Here is a 15,436-nt window from a genome sequence, read left to right as displayed (position 1 = left end):
GTCTAATTATATGCACTATTATGATCTCCTTATGTACAACCGGATAATAATTTGGAAAGTCTTGGCTGTTGGGTTCCGGCGAATAAATGCAGTAAAATATTTCGCTCTGCTATGCTAAACGGACACTTGGCTATGTTCGCTTTCTGAGGTTCATCATTGTCCATCATATGAAGCAAATGAAGCCCGCTTACCCCCGGTGACCGGTCCATGAAAGCAGATTACTCCAATGCTGTGTTCTGCTCCCAGCAGCACAGTACAGGAGTATTTATGCTGCGGTGGAGACGGCGGGCCATCTGGGCATCGCTCCTGACCGGGCGGTGAACTACCACTGCGACAGCGTGGGTACCCGCCTCAACTACGAGGTGGTGGGCCAGGCGGTGGCCGCTGTCCGGTGCAGCGCGCCCCTGGACAAGCACTGGAAGGATGCCATCGAGGAGGACTTCCGCAGGCGGCAGAAGAAGGGGCGGTGGTAATCGGCGGTCAAAATAAATGAGGGACAGAGGCCACGCCTCTGTCCCTCATTTCTGTCTCAGAGCAAATCAGCCGGTCATTTCAGCTTGACGCCGTCCCGGAAGGCGTTGCCCACCTTCTCGCCCAGCACCCGGTATGCGTTGTGGATGGGGTCAAAGGTGATGGGCCGCAGCTTGTCCGGGTCGATCTTCCCGTCAGCGCCCAAAACGGACTCGTCGGCGCACACGTTGACGATCTCGCCCACCAGACGGCAGCTCTCCGGGTCGTAGCTCACCAGGCGGCACTCCACCGCCATGGGCAGCTCATCGATGAGGGGCGCGTCCACAAACTCCGACTTGGTGGTGTGCCAGCCGGCCTTTGTCACCTTGTCCGCCACTTTATTGCCGGACTCAATGCCTACATAGTCGCAGGCCACTGTCTGCTCCGCTGTGGCCATGCTCACGGTGAACGCCTTGCGGGCCAGGATGTTGGCGGTGGTCTTATGCTCGGCGCTGATGCACATGCTCAGCTCCTTATCCTCGCTGATGCCGCCCCAGGCCGCGTTCATGGCGTCGGGGGTGCCGTCCTCATTGTAGGTGGCCAGAATAAAGACCGGCTGGGGATAAGTCCAGGGCTTGGCTCCAAAATTCTTGCGCATAGCGATTCCTCCTTATACATTTGTTTCTATTGTATACCTGGTACACCAAAACATAAAATGCCTGTTTCCTATGTGCGGCTATTTGCCGGGGGCATTGGGATCTTTGCATTCAAAGAAAGGAAGTGCGATGCGAAGCCATTCCTCCGGCAGATAGACGGACAGATAGCCGTGCCCGTATCCTTTTGCCTCGTAGATCCGGCAGGTGGGAAGCAGCCGCTGGAACATACGGGCGGAGTTCTTGACGCACTTCATCTCCTTTTCCCCGTACCAATACATGACCTGGGCATGGCTGTTTCTCACGCTTTCTTTCACGCGGTATTGCGCCATATAGGTCCGGTACATGGTGTATAAGGTTTTTCGCGGCGTTCTGGGCATGTCCCGCAGATAGTATTCCTGGATCTCCCGGGGATAGGTCATCTCTTTGGGCAGCAGCTTGGACATAAGCTTCAGCTGAAGGCGGCACGCCCATTCGCTGAACAGCATCCATCCAAACAGCCATACCGAGGCGATGCAGAACCGGGCCATCATGGGCTGCGGGTAACAAAGGCTGCCGTCAACGATGGCTTTTTCGGTAAGATCCGGCTTCCGCGCCAAAAGCTCTATCACGATCTGGCCGCCCAAGGAAACTCCGCACAGGGCGAAGAGGTGTCCGCCGCAATGCTGCTGGATATAGTCCATGAGCTGATCTGCGGTCCGCTCGGTGGAGACATAGGGCGTTTGATATGCCTCGCCATGGCCATCCAGCGTGGGCAGGATCACATGGTAGTGCTGGGCCAGGATGCGGGCCTGCCGCAGGTAGTTCCACCAAGCGTTTCCACCGCCGTGGATCAGCATGATGTGGGGGCGCGTATCATCTCCGAATTCATGAAAGGTCATATTGGATCTCCTCCCGAATGGGTAAAACAGGATGCCTGGGTCATTATACTGCAAGTCTGCGCAAACGGTTAAACTAAATTTTTTGTGGTGATTTGTAGCGCTTTCCAACGCTTTTCGTTCGCTATTGAATATTTTTTGACGCTCTTAAATCCGCTGTTTCCATGTGTTCCGGCCCTGACTGTGGTCAAATATGGGGTCAAAAACGCTTCCTGACCAGGGGCGGCAGGTGGCTGCCAATCCCGGCCCGGAAGCGTTTTTTCGTGAGAGAAGTTACTCGCTTTCCAGCAGTTGCTGGGCGGCATCCATGGCCGCCCGCTTATCCCGAATTCGGGAATCGTCATACGACTTTCTGCGGCACATCCAGCAGGAGCAGTGAATCTTCCCCTTGGACAGCCGTCCGGCGGCGCCGTGTTCCCACGCAAGGACATTCTCTTCTCCTCCAAGCTGGCGGAGGATCGTTTCCTTGCGATGGATGGCACGCATGCGCTGCTTACGATAGTAACTGCGGTCTCTGTTCAATTGTGCTCACTCCTTGACAGTTCAGGCCGTCTGCAAGAGTCGTCAAGGAAACATGCTCTCTTACAGGCAGCCTATCTGCCAAGAAGAAAAATGGTGATAACCCATTATTTTAATCCTTTCTGCGGTTTGGGCTATTGTACCTCTGCCTGGGCCGTTAAGCAAGTCTTTTCTGCGCGGCGGGCGTATCAATTTTTCACACACCTATTCAAAGAATAGGAACTTCCGAAAAGGAAAAAGGCAACAAGAAGCTTCTTGAATTTAGCCGCATTACAATGGAAGATTGATGCATTAAGAAAGTAACTGGGAACCACCATTTTAACAATTCTCAGTAGCGTTTTCTTTAATCCAATTCTCTGGAGTTTTATCTTACAATTGCCTTTTTAATCATTCGAAACAAGTAAAGAGAGAATACGTTCTTTAGTTTGCGGGAGATTTTTCTTCTTTAGTTCACATTCCCATATGCGCACAACGGTCCATCCTCTTTTCTCAAACATCAATGTTATCTCTTTATCATGTTGAATGTTGCGTTCGCGCTTTTTTGCCCAATACTCAGCATGGTCTGCTGGTCGTGTATTTCGACAATCATGCCCATGCCAAAAGCAGCCGTCAACAAAAATGGCAATTCTTTTGTTAAGAAACACAAAATCCGGATGTCCTTTTACATTGTAATTATGCCGCCAACCAGTAATGTGGTTTTCTTTAAAAAGTTTTATTAGGGCAAGTTCTGTACTTTTGGTGTTCTTGCTTTTAACTGAACGCATTATTTCTGATCGCGTCCTTTTATCAAATATATCACTCATAATAGTTATAAATTAGGATTGGCATGATGCCGAGCAATTGTATCAAACTTATATTCAATATACAACGAAACAGCTTTTTTAATCTGACTCCTTACCGAAGCATCAATCTTTAAAAAAGCGTCCGTTCGTTCAAGAAGAAACAAGTATGTCGGAGTTGGGTCATCCGCAATTATTTTGTTTGCTCGCTTTAAGCGGCTAACAATATCACTTACTACTCTATCAGAATAATTCGTCTTGTGGAGCCATGTTTCGAAACCAGAATAATCAGGGATTTCAACAACATATTGAGACATACAAGTTGCAACGAACTCTGCCAATTTGACAGGAACAGCATTTCCAATCATCTGTTCTATGTCAGTTTTACTTCCCGCCCATTTGTATCCAGCAGGAAATGTTTGAATCAAAGCGCGCTCTAATGTAGTTAAAGCTCTCACTGTTTCATCAACAGGATGGGGATCAAGAAGGTGACCAGGATACCCTTTAGGAACAGGACGGTTCACGCCTCGCATTGTCGGCGCAGGTTCATCTATGCTATATATTGCTCTGCGATTATAATTTCTGGGATGCCTATAATAATACTCAAATCCAAGTACATTACTCCCAAAATAATCTCTGATGGTTGTTTCCTTCTTGGTTTGGTGATTGTCTAACCATTCAGTTGCAAAACCATCGTTTCCTCCAAGGATACCTAAAACAAAAAATCTTTTTCTCTTTTGGGGAACACCACAATGAGATGCATCAAGTGTCGTTTCGGTAATTCCATACCCAGCATTCTTAAAAACACTCTTAGCGTAAGCATATGCGACAGAGTCTTTCGCTCTATCAACGTTTTCCATTACAAAGTAGCGAGGTTTTACAGCAGAAATAATTTCCGCAAAATTACCGGTTAGACCAGCCCGCTCAGTTTCTATGCGCTTGCCTGCATGACTAAAATCTTGACAAGGAGGCCCTCCTATTATCATATCAGGAGCTAAAGCATTGATCAAATTTACTGCTGTATCCACATCCGACAGATCTTGTTTATATATTGGGTGCTTAAAATTAAGTTTATAAGTTTCAAGTGCAATATCCCAAAATTCAAATGCACCCACAATTCTAAAACCGGCATTTTGAAAGCCAAGTGAAAGTCCTCCACACCCGGCAAACAAATCAACGACTCGCATATAGACAACCACTTTCTGTCATGTTATTATTTTATAAAGGATTTTAGCATACTTGTGCGACGGCGTCAAGAGATGACGTCATTATTTGAATTATTAGTGTAGTGGAGGTGCGTAGAATGCCTACTGGTTTGTATGGAATTGAGCACTCAAATAGGGATTCAAACGATCATTGGGGCAAGAATTGCTTTAATTCCAGTTTTCCCGCTGCTATGGCAAGCTATATGATGGAACATGATTTTCCCGCCATTTATATCAAACTGGAAGATGTTGATGGGGAATTGAAAACTGTTTCCGCAGAAATTTCTATAAGGGATGTATTTAACTGTGGCGTAAAGTCTGCTTCAGAGTTATCTTTCAATTTTGAAACTGTTTTTGAACCATACCAACAATATTCTTTTGATGCAATTGATGGTATTGACTTGGTTATTAAAGATTTGAATGGCAATTATTTGTCTCCGCTTGAAGTAAAGTTAACAGTACTTCCGACCGATTCTACAAGCCGGCAGACTGAAGATAAGTGGGGATGCGAATTAGTCGTAAGATCAGCGACCACATCTTATTGTGCATTGGGTATGTACGATACGGTTAAAAATGACGCAAGGGATGTGAGAGAGATTTTTGAAGATGCTTGTGCTGCGATTCAGATGTGGGACAATGATTATGAGATGACTCATAAGATGCCACGCATCAGCCAAAGCATAGATACATTTGAACGTAAATATCTCGATAAGCAGAAACCGTTGTTAATGCAAACGATTTGGAAAACGCAGGGTAAATCTCCCCTTCTGGCGGAGCAAGCTTTTGATATTGTCGTTTGGAGTGATTATGCATTCTCGCGATTGTTCGTTGATGCATCTTACGAAGTAGCGGCAACTATGAGTCGCCCAATGAGAGCCTCAGCCCGCCTTGCACGTTGTTTATGGGAATTGAGTAAGTCTGGTAAAATACGAGTGGTGGATATCTATCGTCAGATGGCGTTTGGGAACCAAACAGACAAGGAATTCGCTATCGGAGGTTCAAAGTGGCGTCAATACGTTACTGCAGAACGTATAACAAGACCGTTTCTTCATAAAAGTGTCGTGAATGAGATTATCCAACCAGGCTATATTGAGAAACTGAGTCCAGAACGTAGATTTGATCAAACATTGTATTTTACTGCAAGAGAGACATAGTCACATATGTAGGTTGTAATTATTTATACTAAAAGAGGGTGAAAAAATGTGTGCAAAACTGCTTGGCATTGAACACTCTAATCACTCAAATGAAGATTTGTGGAGTAAGAATGTATTTAACTCTACCTTCCCAGTTGCATTTGCTAATTATTTGTGGAAATGTGATTCGCCTCAGAAAGTCAAGTATGTAACTACCGATGCAAACTTTAATATCGTTATCGATGAAATAGGAGTCGATGAACTATTTAACTGTAACGGACTAACTGCAGAAGAGTTATATTTTTCATTTGAGGATGTATATACGCCGTATGAGAAATTTCTTGAGGGTGGATTCGGCAGCACAAAGCGGCTACGACGAGCGAAAAAAATTGACTTGGTAGTGAAACAGTTTGAAGAAGACAAGGCACCGGAAGATTATAAAAGTCTGCGTGCACTTGAAATTAAAATGACAGTTGTTCCGGATAATTCGACAATTAACACACCAGACAATCCTGGTAGTGAAATTGTAATTCGTCCTACAACTACTTTGTATGCTGCGCTGGGATTACTTGATCAATGTAAATTTTCGAGAGAATTTGCAAACATCAAAGAAACGCTTCATGATGTTTGGATTACTTTGAGCAATGAAAATGGTTGGGAACATAACGCAACGCTAACTGGGAATTCGCGACAAATGAAAGCCGCGATTGCACAGATTTGCAAAAAGTACCACAAAAAGCAAATCCCATTGTTACTGCAGCCTATTTGGAAGACAAATGCGCAAGATCATGAATTGGACAAAGAGCATGCACTTGACCTGATTGCTTGGAGCAATTTGGCATATGTTAAGCTGTTTTTAACCAAGGTTCCTGATACACAGACTGATGATCCTACGGCTTGTCGCGCGGCACGATGCTTATCAAAATTCATTCAATACTTATATATAGGGAGTGGCAGTAGTGATATTGATAGACGTATTAATTTGGGAGCCATTAAAGTCCCAGAGGGATATCAGACAGACAAAGAATTATCGGTAAATGGTGCTGGGACAAGAGAATTTATTACGGCACGTAAGAAACGTGGTGGTAAGAATGATACCTACTATAAGCCACGATTTCCACGCAAAATCCTACATTCTATCATCTTAAATGGCGGGGAAAAAAGGTTAAAACCAGAGCGTCGGTTTGATCAAAGTATATATATTATGGAAAAAACAGGGCTATATAATTCCGGTAATTTTTAATATGAGTAAACATATTTCCAGTTTTAATAAGTGAGTACTCCGGATGAAATCATTATCATTTAATGACTTAAAAATGATACGCTATATCAAAGAATACAAGGGACTGGCGGCGGCCAGTCCCTTTCTCTGTTTTGAAACAGGCCGCTGTCAGAGCAGCACCTTTGAGTTCTTCAGCCAATCCTCGAACTCCTCCGGGGTGATGACCTCCCGGTCGCATTTCTTTTTCATCTCTCTGGCCTGTTCGCTCCAGGCGTAGAACTGCTCGTCGGTGATACGGCCAGCCTTGATCCAGGCAAAGCGCTTCTTGTACTCCTTGCGGTAGGCCTTGAACACCGGATCGTCGGACTGCTTCTTGGTCCACTGCTGGAAGGCCCCGGCCTCCCGGCAGGTCTGCTGACCGGAGGCCACCGGGCGCTCACAGTATTCCGCGCTGACCCGGCCGGTCTGGGGGAACCAGCGTCCGCAGTTCTTACACCGCCGGACGGTGATTCCACGCTCCACACAGCTACGCAGGGAGTAGTCGATCATGTCCGAGATGTGGAGGGGATACAGGACCGGAGAGCACCGGCCCGGCTCCACCGGCTCAAAGCTGAGGGGGATAGGCCGGAAGGAGAACAGAGACGGGTCCTTGGGGGCATCGTAGAGATAGTGGGCCGATGCCTGCTGCTGGGGATCACGCCCCGCCTTGTCCACATCCAAAACGAGATCAAAGAAACGCTGTACCTGCTGCTGATATAGCGGAAGCTGTTTCGGAAGGTCCTGCAGTTCCTCCAGCATCTCCTGATCCTCCCTGCTTCCCCGGTCCTGGTTGATCCCCATGCGTCCAAATCGCTCAAACCAGCGCACATGCAGAAGATGCAGGTAGATGTGCTGGCTCCCAAGGTCACCCAAATCCATTAAAGTACGAACCCCAGCATCTCTATCATCCCTGTCAATCAGAAGGGACCAGTTTTCATAAGCCTGTCGTAACAGATGCTCCAGCTCTTTACAGTCTATCTCCAGAAAAGAGAGGAGGCTCTCCAGGAATGGGAGTTCCTTGTAGGTCGAGGGAACGCCCTGGACCCCGTAGCTATCGAATTGGAAAACCTCTTTTTTCTCAGAGAAGTACATCTTGGCATACCACATGTCGGCACCCTCCAAAATAGACAATCGTAAAAAATTTATAAAATAGTCTTGACAAGGGGGTAGGTTCACATGCTACAATACTCTCACAGGGGACTGTCAAAACAATCTTACAATAGTCTAACACCGGAAAATCCGATTGTCAACGGGAAACTGGTCCCAAACATTCGGAATGGCACCTTGAAAACCGAATATCCATCACCAGAGACGATACTCCCCAGAGAAGTAACGCCAGGACGTTGTCACAGAGCACCGACAATTGAGCGTACCAAGGGGAAGAAAACGCTGTATTGGTCAAACAAGGCCGCAGGGCAGGAACCGGTATGGTGCATGGCCAGACAGATCTAAAAAGACAGTTCCTGCAAAAAAGGCCGCCGAACTGCTGCAACAGTTCAGCGGCCTGCCGCGTTTCGGAAAACACAGCCTAATCTGTGTTTCAGTTTAACAGAGAGACCTCCGAAACGCAAGAAATATTTTCTCTGAATTTGAAACACCGGAGGTACTAAACATTGAAACTGTCTGTCTACAAATCCTACGACGACCTGCCCCTGTTCCTCAACGCCAAGATGGTGGCGCAGGTGCTGGGCGTGTCCATCTCCACCGCCTACGAGCTACTCAACGATCCCGGTTTCCCCACGCTGCGGGTGGGGAGCCGTATGGTAGTTCCAAAAGAAAAGTTCATCCAGTGGGCGGAGGGACAGTCGGGAGGTGTGAAATGAGAAAACAGCACTGGCCCAAGCGGGACCCTATCAAGAACTACTTCCCCCTCCCCAACGAGATCTTCTCCCTGGGACTGTCCGCCGGGGCAATTGCAGTCTACGGATTTCTCCTCCACCGGGAGGACCGGAGGACCTACCAGTGCGTGGCCAGCTACCGGACCATCGGAGAGGCGGTGGGGATGAGCGTCAACACGGTGCGCAAGTATGTGACCGAGCTGGAGGATCGCGGTCTAATCCGGACGGAGCGCACCACCGTCACCACCCGGGACGGCCGCACCCTCAACGGCTGTCTGCGTTACTACATCCTGCCCATCCAGATGTCCATCGAACAGTTCTATGAACGGCAGTTCCGCGCAGCTGACCTGGCTTTGGAACGACAGAGAGCGGAGCAGCACATGGCGGCGCTGGAGAGAAAGGAGTGTGCATCCGGATGCTGATGCAGCTGATCGACTGTATGATCAATCAGGACCCGTCTCTGTCAGCACGGCGCACCATAGACATGCGGCGGTACATTGTCAACCAGTGGAACCGTACACATGAGGAGTCTATCGACGAAGACGGGGTGGCCCTGTTCCTCTGCGATGAGAGCCGTGGAACCCTGACAGATGAACAAAGAATCTTTGCGAGGGAGTGCCGTGAGGAGATCAAGGCCTGCCATCGAAATGCGGTGTTCCAGATGTTTCAGTGCGGCGAGATGATGCGCCGGCATCTGGTGTCCGGCCCAGAGGAATACTTCGGGATCTTTTTGCCGCAGTACGCCGTCCCCTGCAGCAAGCAACTCTCCCCGTGTAACGGCCTGTGAGCCGTTATGTGCCCCCAAAGAGGGCTTTCAGGGCGGATTTGGCCCGATTTCGGGCAAGGCTTCAGGACAGGGCAAAATGGGGCCCCCGGCGAAACCCAGCGGAGCGGGTTCGCTGGGGAGAGGCGGAGCAGCGGAATGAGCGAGTTTTCACCCCTGCGGGGGCGGAAACGAGGGATATGGAGCTTGCGACGACGAGGAGCAGGAGAAAGCCCTGGCGCTTTTGTTGCGCCTGGGCGGTCACTTCCGCCCGCAGTGCGGGCGGTTTCAGGGGTTGGAGTTGGCGCTGTTCCGACCAACCCGATTTGAGATTGGCGCTGTTTTTTCTCAAAAGCCGCCTGAATCCCCGCTGTGACAGGCTTTCGGGCGGCGCTGATGCAATAAGGAGAGGATTTTGAATTTGAAAAAGGAAAATAAGAAACATTCCGTCTGGCTCAGTGAATCCGCCTGGACCGAGGTGGAATCGCGCTACCGGCGAGATAACTGCTCTACCAGAAATGAATTTATCGAAAAGGCCATCCGGTTCTACTCCGGTTACCTGGACACGGAATCTGCCGATGCTTACCTGCCCCGGGTCCTGGCCGATGTGCTGGAGGGCAAGCTGGGAGCTCTGGGCAAACGGATGGGTCACCTGCTGTTCAAGCTGTCGGTGGACCAAAACCTCATGGGGAATATCCTGGCCGCTGATATAGAGATTGACCCGGATCAGCTGCGAAAAGCCCGGGTACGGTGCGTCAAAGAGGTGAAGGAAACCAACGGTGAGATTAGTTTCGAAGACGCTGTCCGCTATCAACAGGAGGCTGAGTGATGCCGGGGTTGATCCAGAAGTCAGGCTACATCAAGCCGGGAAACGGCGGCGGACACTACGCCGAGTACATCGCCACCCGGGAGGGTGTGGAGCTCATCGAGGCTCCGCACCACGCACACGACGGCGGCGGCTACCTGGAATATATGGCCCAGCGTCCCCGCTCTCACGGCCTGTTCTCCGCCGGCGGTTCCGCTGATCTGGAGAAAACCATGGAGGAGATCAACGGGCACACCGGGCCGGTGTGGACCTTCGTCTACTCCCTGAAACGGGAGGACGCTCACCGGCTGGGCTATGAGAACAGCAAGAGCTGGCGCAGGTTATTGCTGGCTCATCAAGCAGAATTGGCGACAGCGATGAAAATACCGCCAAGCAGTTTTCGTTGGTGTGCCGCCTTCCACGATGAGAAACACCATCCCCACATCCACATGATGGTCTGGTCGGCGGACCCCAAGCAGGGGTATCTCACGGAAAAAGGGATCGAGAACATGCGCTCCCAGCTGTCCAATGAGATCTTTCGAGACGAGTTGTTGTCCCTGTATCAGCAGAAAGACCTGTCCTATCAACAGGTTCGGAACCAGGCGGCGGAGACCATGGGACGGCTCATCCGGGAGATGGAAACAGGTCTGTGCCACAGCCCGACCATTGCAGAGCAGATGGAGACGCTGGCCAAAATGCTGGAGGAGCACCAGGGCAAGAAGGTCTACGGCTATTTGAAAAAACCGGTAAAGGCGCGAGTGGATGCCATCGTGGATGAACTGGCCAAGGTACCGGAGGTGGCGGAGTGCTATGAACAGTGGAATCAACTCCGGGATGAACTGGAGCGTTACTACAAGGATTCGCCCAGAGAACACCTGCCCCTCTCCCAGCAGAAGGAGTTCAAAGCCATCAAGAACATGGTCATCCGGGAGGCGGAGCGGCTCCGGTTGGGCACGGTTACCTTCGAGGATGTCCGCGTGAGAGATGAAGCGGATGAGGACCAGGATGCGGTGTACTTCGCCTGGGACTCCGACTGGCAGATGACCGAGGCCTACCAGAGTGCCAAGGAGGTGCTGGAGGAGTACGAAAACCCAGAGAGCGAAAAAGCGGAGCAGGTACAGGTGCTGGAACAGTTCTGGCAGAGAGGGTTCTCCCTGGTCGCCTATCAGCTGGGCAAGTGCTGGCGGGACGGGCGGGGCGTTCTCCCCGATGACCATCAGGCGGAACTGTGGTTCCGGCGGGCGGCTGACGCGGGATATGACTTCGCCCAATACGCGCTGGGAAAACTCCTGCAAAGTCAGAAGAGAACGGATGAGGCGGTATCCTGGTATGGAAAAGCGGCGGCGCAGGGGAACTCCTGGGCTGCCTACCGCCTGGGAAAGCTGTATCTGGAGGGGGAAGATGTCCCGAAAGACGTGCCAAAAGCGGTGGCCTATCTCACCGACTCCGCCGAACACGGGAACCAGTATGCCCAGTACACTCTGGGAAAACTGTACTTCACCGGCCAGGATGTCAAACAGGATCGGGGGCGGGCCTGGGAATATTTCTGCCAATCGGCAGAACAGGGAAACGAGTACGCCGCCTTCTTTCTGGAACACTTCGACCGGGTGCGCAGGCCCAATGTATTCCTGTCGGCCACCCGGCTGCTCCACCACCTGGGCCAGATTTTTCGTGACAACTCGGTGCCGCCTGCCGCTCCGGTGGGACAGCGGGTGGACCGAAAGCTGCGGCGGAAAATCCAGGAAAAGAAAATCGCCATGGGCCACAAGCCGGACGACCATGAGGAGGCTCCCCGGCAGGACATGGGCGGCATGACCATGGGGTGGTAGGTATATCAGAAACTGCGCCGCAGAGTCAAAGATAAAAGCCCCCCGCAGATGATAACTTTCTGAAAATAGTTGCGGTTGGGGGTGGCTATTTTGATGCAGTTCGGGTATTGTGTGTTGCTGAAAAGGAGGCGGCACACATGAACGACTACATGAAGGCCCTGCACCAGCGGTTCTGTCAGGAGCCGGAGGGCACTGAGGAAGAGCGGGAAATGGACTAGGCGGAGCAGGCCCTGAAAGCCACACTGGACCGGGAGCAGTGGAAGCTCCTGCTGGCCCTGGTGAACGCCCAGTCCCTGTGGCAGGAGCGCACCTCCCTGGAGGGCTTCACCGCCGGTCTCCGTCTGGGGCTGAGCATCGCCGGGGAACTGGAGCCCTACTCCTTCGACACCGACCAAGAGGAACAGGCCAGGCGGAAGATAGAGGCAGAAGGATCTATCTGAGAAACCACAACATCATAAACAGAGAAAGCAGGTGAATCAATATGGGAAAGCGACGACCGTCCGGCGACGGCATGGTGAGAAAAAGAGAGGACGGCCGCTGGGAGGGCCGCATCGTGGTGGGCCACAAGCAAAACGGCGAGCCCATCTTCCGGTATGTCCTGGCCAAAACCCAGAAGGAACTGCTGGAGAAGCTCCACCGAGATCTGGAGGCCTTTCAGGATGTGGAGCTCACCGAGGACAGCCGCATGACCCTTGGCGAGTGGCTGGACCGGTGGATGGAGGACTACGGCGCTGCCACCCTGCGGCCCAACACCCTGCGCAGCTACGAGCAGTTCATCCGGTGCTACATCAAACCCTATCTGGGGGACAAGATCGTCTCCCGGGTGACCCGCATGGACATCCAGAAGCTGTACCGAAAGCTGAAACACGAGGGCCGCGTCCGTGAGCACCCGGAACACGGCCATGAATTGTCGGACACCATGGTGCTCCGCATCCACGCCATGCTCCACCGCTGCCTGAAGGATGCGGAGGCCGCCCATGTGATCGCCCGGAACCCCACCGACGGGGCCGTGGTGCCCAAGGCCAGCTATCGACCCAAGCAGATCCTCACGAAGGAGCAGATGGACACATTCTTGGCAGCGGTGGACCGCAACGAGATCTGGCGGGACTTCTTCTACACGGAACTGACCACCGGCCTGCGCCGGGGCGAGATCTGCGGCCTCATGTGGCAGGACTTCGACGAGAAGGCCGGGACGCTGAAGGTCCTCCGGTCGGTGAATGTCCCCAAGGCTGGGGAGCTGGAGATTGGCGAGACGAAGACCAGCCAGGGCCGGCGGACCATCCGTCTGCCGCCCAGCACCGTCCAGCGGCTGAAGGAGCGGAAGAAGCACGCCGTCAGCCAGTGGATCTTCCCGGAACCGCTGGCTCCGGAGAAGCCGGTGCGCCCCAGCGCCGCCTACTACTGGATGAAGCGGATCTTAAGAGAGGCCGACCTGCCTGCGATCCGATTCCACGATTTAAGGCACACGTTTGCTACCCACGCCCTCACCAGCGGCGTGGACGCCAAGACCCTGTCCGGCATTCTGGGCCACACCAACGCCAGCTTCACCCTAGACACCTACACCCACGTGACGCCGGACATGCAGCAGGAGGCCAGCCACATCGTAGGCGGCTTTCTGGAAGATCTTCTGGGGAGGGACCTGAAACCGTGGCAGAAAAACAGACCGGAAGGAGGTAGATGCCATGGGTAAGCGGCGGAAAAAGGGCGAGGGCTCCGTCCGCCAGCGCAAGGACGGCCGCTGGGAGGGCCGGGTGGTCGTCGGCTACGATGAGAAGGGCCTGCCCAAGACGAAGAATGTTTTGGCCAAGACGAAACGGGAGTGCCAGGAGAAGCTGAAGCAGCTCCGGGAGACGGTGACCGGCTCCAAAACGGAGAAGGTCCGGCCGGAGATGCTCTTCGGGGAGTGGCTGGACTTCTGGTATCAGAACTATGTGAAACCCCAGATCCGTCCCACCACCCAGGCCAACTACGAGGCGAAAATCTATCAGCACATCATCCCGGAGTTGGGAAAGATCTCCCTGAACCAGCTGGCCCAGAAGGATCTCCAGCAGTTCTATGCCCGGATGAAAACGGGCGGGCGGCTCATCCGCACGGAGCAGTTCGGCAGGGGGCTGTCCGACTCCATGGTGCGAGGTCTTCACGCTGCCTGCAGGTCCGCTCTGGAGAAGGCAGTGCAGGAGGAGCTGATCCGCACCAACCCGGCGGTAGGCTGCAAGCTGCCGCCCAAGCGGGGCCGGGAGATGCAGGTGCTGGGCCGGGAGGAGCTCCAGCGGTTTCTTATTCAGGCCCAGGCGGAGGGATACTTTGAGCTGTTCCTTCTGGACTTATGTACCGGCCTGCGGCGGGGCGAACTGCTGGCCCTCCAGTGGGACGACCTGGACTTCAAGACCGGGGCCCTGACCGTGAACAAGCAGGTCTACGAGGTGAAGGGACAGCTCCAGGTGAGTGTCCCGAAAACCCGCGCCTCCATCCGCAGACTGGTCCTGCCGCCCGGCGTGGTGGAGGTGCTGCGGCAGTATCAAGAGACGGTGGACTCCCGGTGGATGTTCCCCTCGCCGGTCAAAGAGGACATGCCCATGACGCCGGGCGCGGTGCGACGGCGGCTCCAGATCATTCTGGAGCGGGCCGGGTGTAAGAGAATCAGATTTCACGATCTGCGGCACACTTTCGCCACCCTGTCCCTGGAGAGCGGCATGGATGTGAAGACTCTCTCCGCCATGCTGGGCCATGTGTCAGCGGCCACCACCCTGGACATCTACACCCACGTCACCGGGGATATGCAGAGCGAGGCGGCGGCCAAGATCGACCGGGGGCTGGGCAACGAGGTGCGGGAGGAATCTGCTCAGATAGAGCAGGACTTGGCTGCGAACTTCCAGCCAGTGCTGAGAAAGACCCGGAAGCCCGGCACTGGGTGTATTACCCAGATCAATGACCACCTGTTTGAAGGGCGCTACTCCCCCACCTGGCCGGATGGCACCAAGCATTCCAAATGCGTCTACGCTCACACTCGGGAGGAATGCGAGGCGAAGCTGAAGGTGCTGATCCAGCAGATGAACACAGAGCGGCAGGCCTTGCGGGACCATGCACGGGGCATTACTCCGCCGGATAAGCTTACCAAAACCCAGAAGAAGATCTGGACGTACATGAAGTTTCGCCCCGATGTGACCAGCTACCGGGCCATCGCCAGAGGCGCCGGGGTGACCCGACATACGGCGGCGAAATGGTATGAGAAGATCCGTGGGATGCTGGGCCGGGCGGCGTGAAACACGGGAAGAGGATCGTATCATAACGTGATACGATCCTCTTCCCGTTGATACACACTT

17 protein-coding genes are annotated in these 15,436 nt (G+C 52.7%); 11 read left to right on the top strand and 6 right to left on the bottom strand.

The genetic code is table 11. The features are described 5' to 3' along the window. Window positions 1-275: 275 nt before the first annotated feature. Window positions 276-473 carry a hypothetical protein gene (locus tag OCV64_RS09455; RefSeq protein ID WP_394803828.1) on the top strand — a complete coding sequence of 66 codons (198 nt, stop codon included), beginning with the start codon at window positions 276-278 and terminating at the stop codon, window positions 471-473. Window positions 474-547: 74 nt separating this feature from the next. Here OCV64_RS09455 and OCV64_RS09450 read toward each other — a convergent pair whose 3' ends face one another. From OCV64_RS09450 to OCV64_RS09430, 5 genes are all read right to left on the bottom strand, one after another. Beyond that, a complete protein-coding gene (locus OCV64_RS09450; protein ID WP_262669878.1) occupies window positions 548-1,108 on the bottom strand; it encodes a flavin reductase family protein in 561 nt (186 codons plus the stop codon). A gap of 78 nt (window positions 1,109-1,186) precedes the next feature. Further along, window positions 1,187-1,984, bottom strand: a complete 798-nt coding sequence (locus OCV64_RS09445; RefSeq protein WP_262669877.1) for an alpha/beta fold hydrolase — start codon at window positions 1,982-1,984, stop codon at window positions 1,187-1,189. Between the two features lie 270 nt (window positions 1,985-2,254). Then, a complete protein-coding gene (locus OCV64_RS09440; RefSeq protein ID WP_262669876.1) occupies window positions 2,255-2,503 on the bottom strand; it encodes a hypothetical protein in 249 nt (82 codons plus the stop codon). A gap of 380 nt (window positions 2,504-2,883) precedes the next feature. Continuing rightward, on the bottom strand, window positions 2,884-3,303 hold the full coding sequence (locus tag OCV64_RS09435; RefSeq protein ID WP_087287388.1) for a very short patch repair endonuclease: 420 nt from the start codon (window positions 3,301-3,303) through the stop codon (window positions 2,884-2,886). 5 nt (window positions 3,304-3,308) lie between these two features. Then, window positions 3,309-4,466, bottom strand: a complete 1,158-nt coding sequence (locus OCV64_RS09430; RefSeq protein WP_262669875.1) for a DNA cytosine methyltransferase — start codon at window positions 4,464-4,466, stop codon at window positions 3,309-3,311. 116 nt (window positions 4,467-4,582) lie between these two features. Here OCV64_RS09430 and OCV64_RS09425 point away from each other — a divergent pair, with 116 nt between their 5' ends. Both OCV64_RS09425 and OCV64_RS09420 read left to right on the top strand, forming a co-directional pair. Continuing rightward, complete coding sequence (locus OCV64_RS09425; protein WP_262669874.1) at window positions 4,583-5,638, top strand: HindVP family restriction endonuclease; 1,056 nt, start codon at window positions 4,583-4,585, stop codon at window positions 5,636-5,638. A gap of 46 nt (window positions 5,639-5,684) precedes the next feature. Continuing rightward, window positions 5,685-6,860, top strand: coding sequence for a HindVP family restriction endonuclease (locus OCV64_RS09420; RefSeq protein ID WP_262669873.1), 1,176 nt, complete (start codon window positions 5,685-5,687; stop codon window positions 6,858-6,860). A gap of 147 nt (window positions 6,861-7,007) precedes the next feature. Here the strand turns inward: OCV64_RS09420 and OCV64_RS09415 are convergent, their stop codons facing one another. After that, entirely contained in the window at window positions 7,008-7,985 is a 978-nt protein-coding gene (locus tag OCV64_RS09415) for a DUF6076 domain-containing protein (protein WP_262669872.1), read from the bottom strand. Window positions 7,986-8,491: 506 nt separating this feature from the next. Between OCV64_RS09415 and OCV64_RS09410 the strand changes: the two genes are divergently transcribed. From OCV64_RS09410 to OCV64_RS09375, 8 genes are all read left to right on the top strand, one after another. After that, entirely contained in the window at window positions 8,492-8,701 is a 210-nt protein-coding gene (locus OCV64_RS09410) for a helix-turn-helix domain-containing protein (protein ID WP_262669871.1), read from the top strand. Then, window positions 8,698-9,138 carry a helix-turn-helix domain-containing protein gene (locus tag OCV64_RS09405; RefSeq protein WP_262669870.1) on the top strand — a complete coding sequence of 147 codons (441 nt, stop codon included), beginning with the start codon at window positions 8,698-8,700 and terminating at the stop codon, window positions 9,136-9,138. The genes OCV64_RS09410 and OCV64_RS09405 overlap by 4 nt, the downstream gene beginning before the upstream one ends. Continuing rightward, entirely contained in the window at window positions 9,132-9,503 is a 372-nt protein-coding gene (locus tag OCV64_RS09400; protein WP_262669869.1) for a hypothetical protein, read from the top strand. The genes OCV64_RS09405 and OCV64_RS09400 overlap by 7 nt, the downstream gene beginning before the upstream one ends. 391 nt (window positions 9,504-9,894) lie before the next feature. Next, window positions 9,895-10,308, top strand: coding sequence for a hypothetical protein (locus OCV64_RS09395; RefSeq protein ID WP_262669868.1), 414 nt, complete (start codon window positions 9,895-9,897; stop codon window positions 10,306-10,308). Continuing rightward, complete coding sequence (gene mobP3, locus OCV64_RS09390) at window positions 10,308-12,113, top strand: MobP3 family relaxase (protein ID WP_262669867.1); 1,806 nt, start codon at window positions 10,308-10,310, stop codon at window positions 12,111-12,113. The genes OCV64_RS09395 and mobP3 overlap by 1 nt, the downstream gene beginning before the upstream one ends. 278 nt (window positions 12,114-12,391) lie before the next feature. After that, the gene (locus tag OCV64_RS09385; protein WP_262669866.1) at window positions 12,392-12,553 is read left to right on the top strand and encodes a hypothetical protein; all 162 of its coding nucleotides are present in this window, start codon (window positions 12,392-12,394) and stop codon (window positions 12,551-12,553) included. A 41-nt stretch (window positions 12,554-12,594) separates the two neighbouring features. Further along, window positions 12,595-13,803, top strand: coding sequence for a tyrosine-type recombinase/integrase (locus OCV64_RS09380; RefSeq protein ID WP_262669865.1), 1,209 nt, complete (start codon window positions 12,595-12,597; stop codon window positions 13,801-13,803). Then, on the top strand, window positions 13,796-15,376 hold the full coding sequence (locus OCV64_RS09375) for a tyrosine-type recombinase/integrase (protein ID WP_262669864.1): 1,581 nt from the start codon (window positions 13,796-13,798) through the stop codon (window positions 15,374-15,376). Before OCV64_RS09380 ends, OCV64_RS09375 begins: the two co-directional genes overlap by 8 nt. The last annotated feature ends 60 nt before the right edge of the window (window positions 15,377-15,436 follow it).

The sequence above is a fragment of the Muriventricola aceti genome (assembly GCF_025567565.1).
Lineage (GTDB): Bacteria > Bacillota > Clostridia > Oscillospirales > Oscillospiraceae > Lawsonibacter > Lawsonibacter aceti.
This window is presented reverse-complemented; position numbering and strand designations above follow the sequence as displayed.

What these genes read in the sequence shown, in the direction of transcription:
- OCV64_RS09450 (WP_262669878.1), bottom strand. Translation starts at nt 1,108, where the DNA reads ATGCGCAAGAATTTTGGAGCCAAGCCCTGGACTTATCCCCAGCCGGTC.
- OCV64_RS09445 (WP_262669877.1), bottom strand. Translation starts at nt 1,984, where the DNA reads ATGACCTTTCATGAATTCGGAGATGATACGCGCCCCCACATCATGCTG.
- OCV64_RS09435 (WP_087287388.1), bottom strand. Translation starts at nt 3,303, where the DNA reads ATGAGTGATATATTTGATAAAAGGACGCGATCAGAAATAATGCGTTCA.
- OCV64_RS09430 (WP_262669875.1), bottom strand. Translation starts at nt 4,466, where the DNA reads ATGCGAGTCGTTGATTTGTTTGCCGGGTGTGGAGGACTTTCACTTGGC.
- OCV64_RS09425 (WP_262669874.1), top strand. Translation starts at nt 4,583, where the DNA reads ATGCCTACTGGTTTGTATGGAATTGAGCACTCAAATAGGGATTCAAAC.
- OCV64_RS09420 (WP_262669873.1), top strand. Translation starts at nt 5,685, where the DNA reads ATGTGTGCAAAACTGCTTGGCATTGAACACTCTAATCACTCAAATGAA.
- OCV64_RS09415 (WP_262669872.1), bottom strand. Translation starts at nt 7,985, where the DNA reads ATGTGGTATGCCAAGATGTACTTCTCTGAGAAAAAAGAGGTTTTCCAA.
- OCV64_RS09405 (WP_262669870.1), top strand. Translation starts at nt 8,698, where the DNA reads ATGAGAAAACAGCACTGGCCCAAGCGGGACCCTATCAAGAACTACTTC.
- OCV64_RS09400 (WP_262669869.1), top strand. Translation starts at nt 9,132, where the DNA reads ATGCTGATGCAGCTGATCGACTGTATGATCAATCAGGACCCGTCTCTG.
- mobP3 (WP_262669867.1), top strand. Translation starts at nt 10,308, where the DNA reads ATGCCGGGGTTGATCCAGAAGTCAGGCTACATCAAGCCGGGAAACGGC.
- OCV64_RS09380 (WP_262669865.1), top strand. Translation starts at nt 12,595, where the DNA reads ATGGGAAAGCGACGACCGTCCGGCGACGGCATGGTGAGAAAAAGAGAG.
- OCV64_RS09375 (WP_262669864.1), top strand. Translation starts at nt 13,796, where the DNA reads ATGGGTAAGCGGCGGAAAAAGGGCGAGGGCTCCGTCCGCCAGCGCAAG.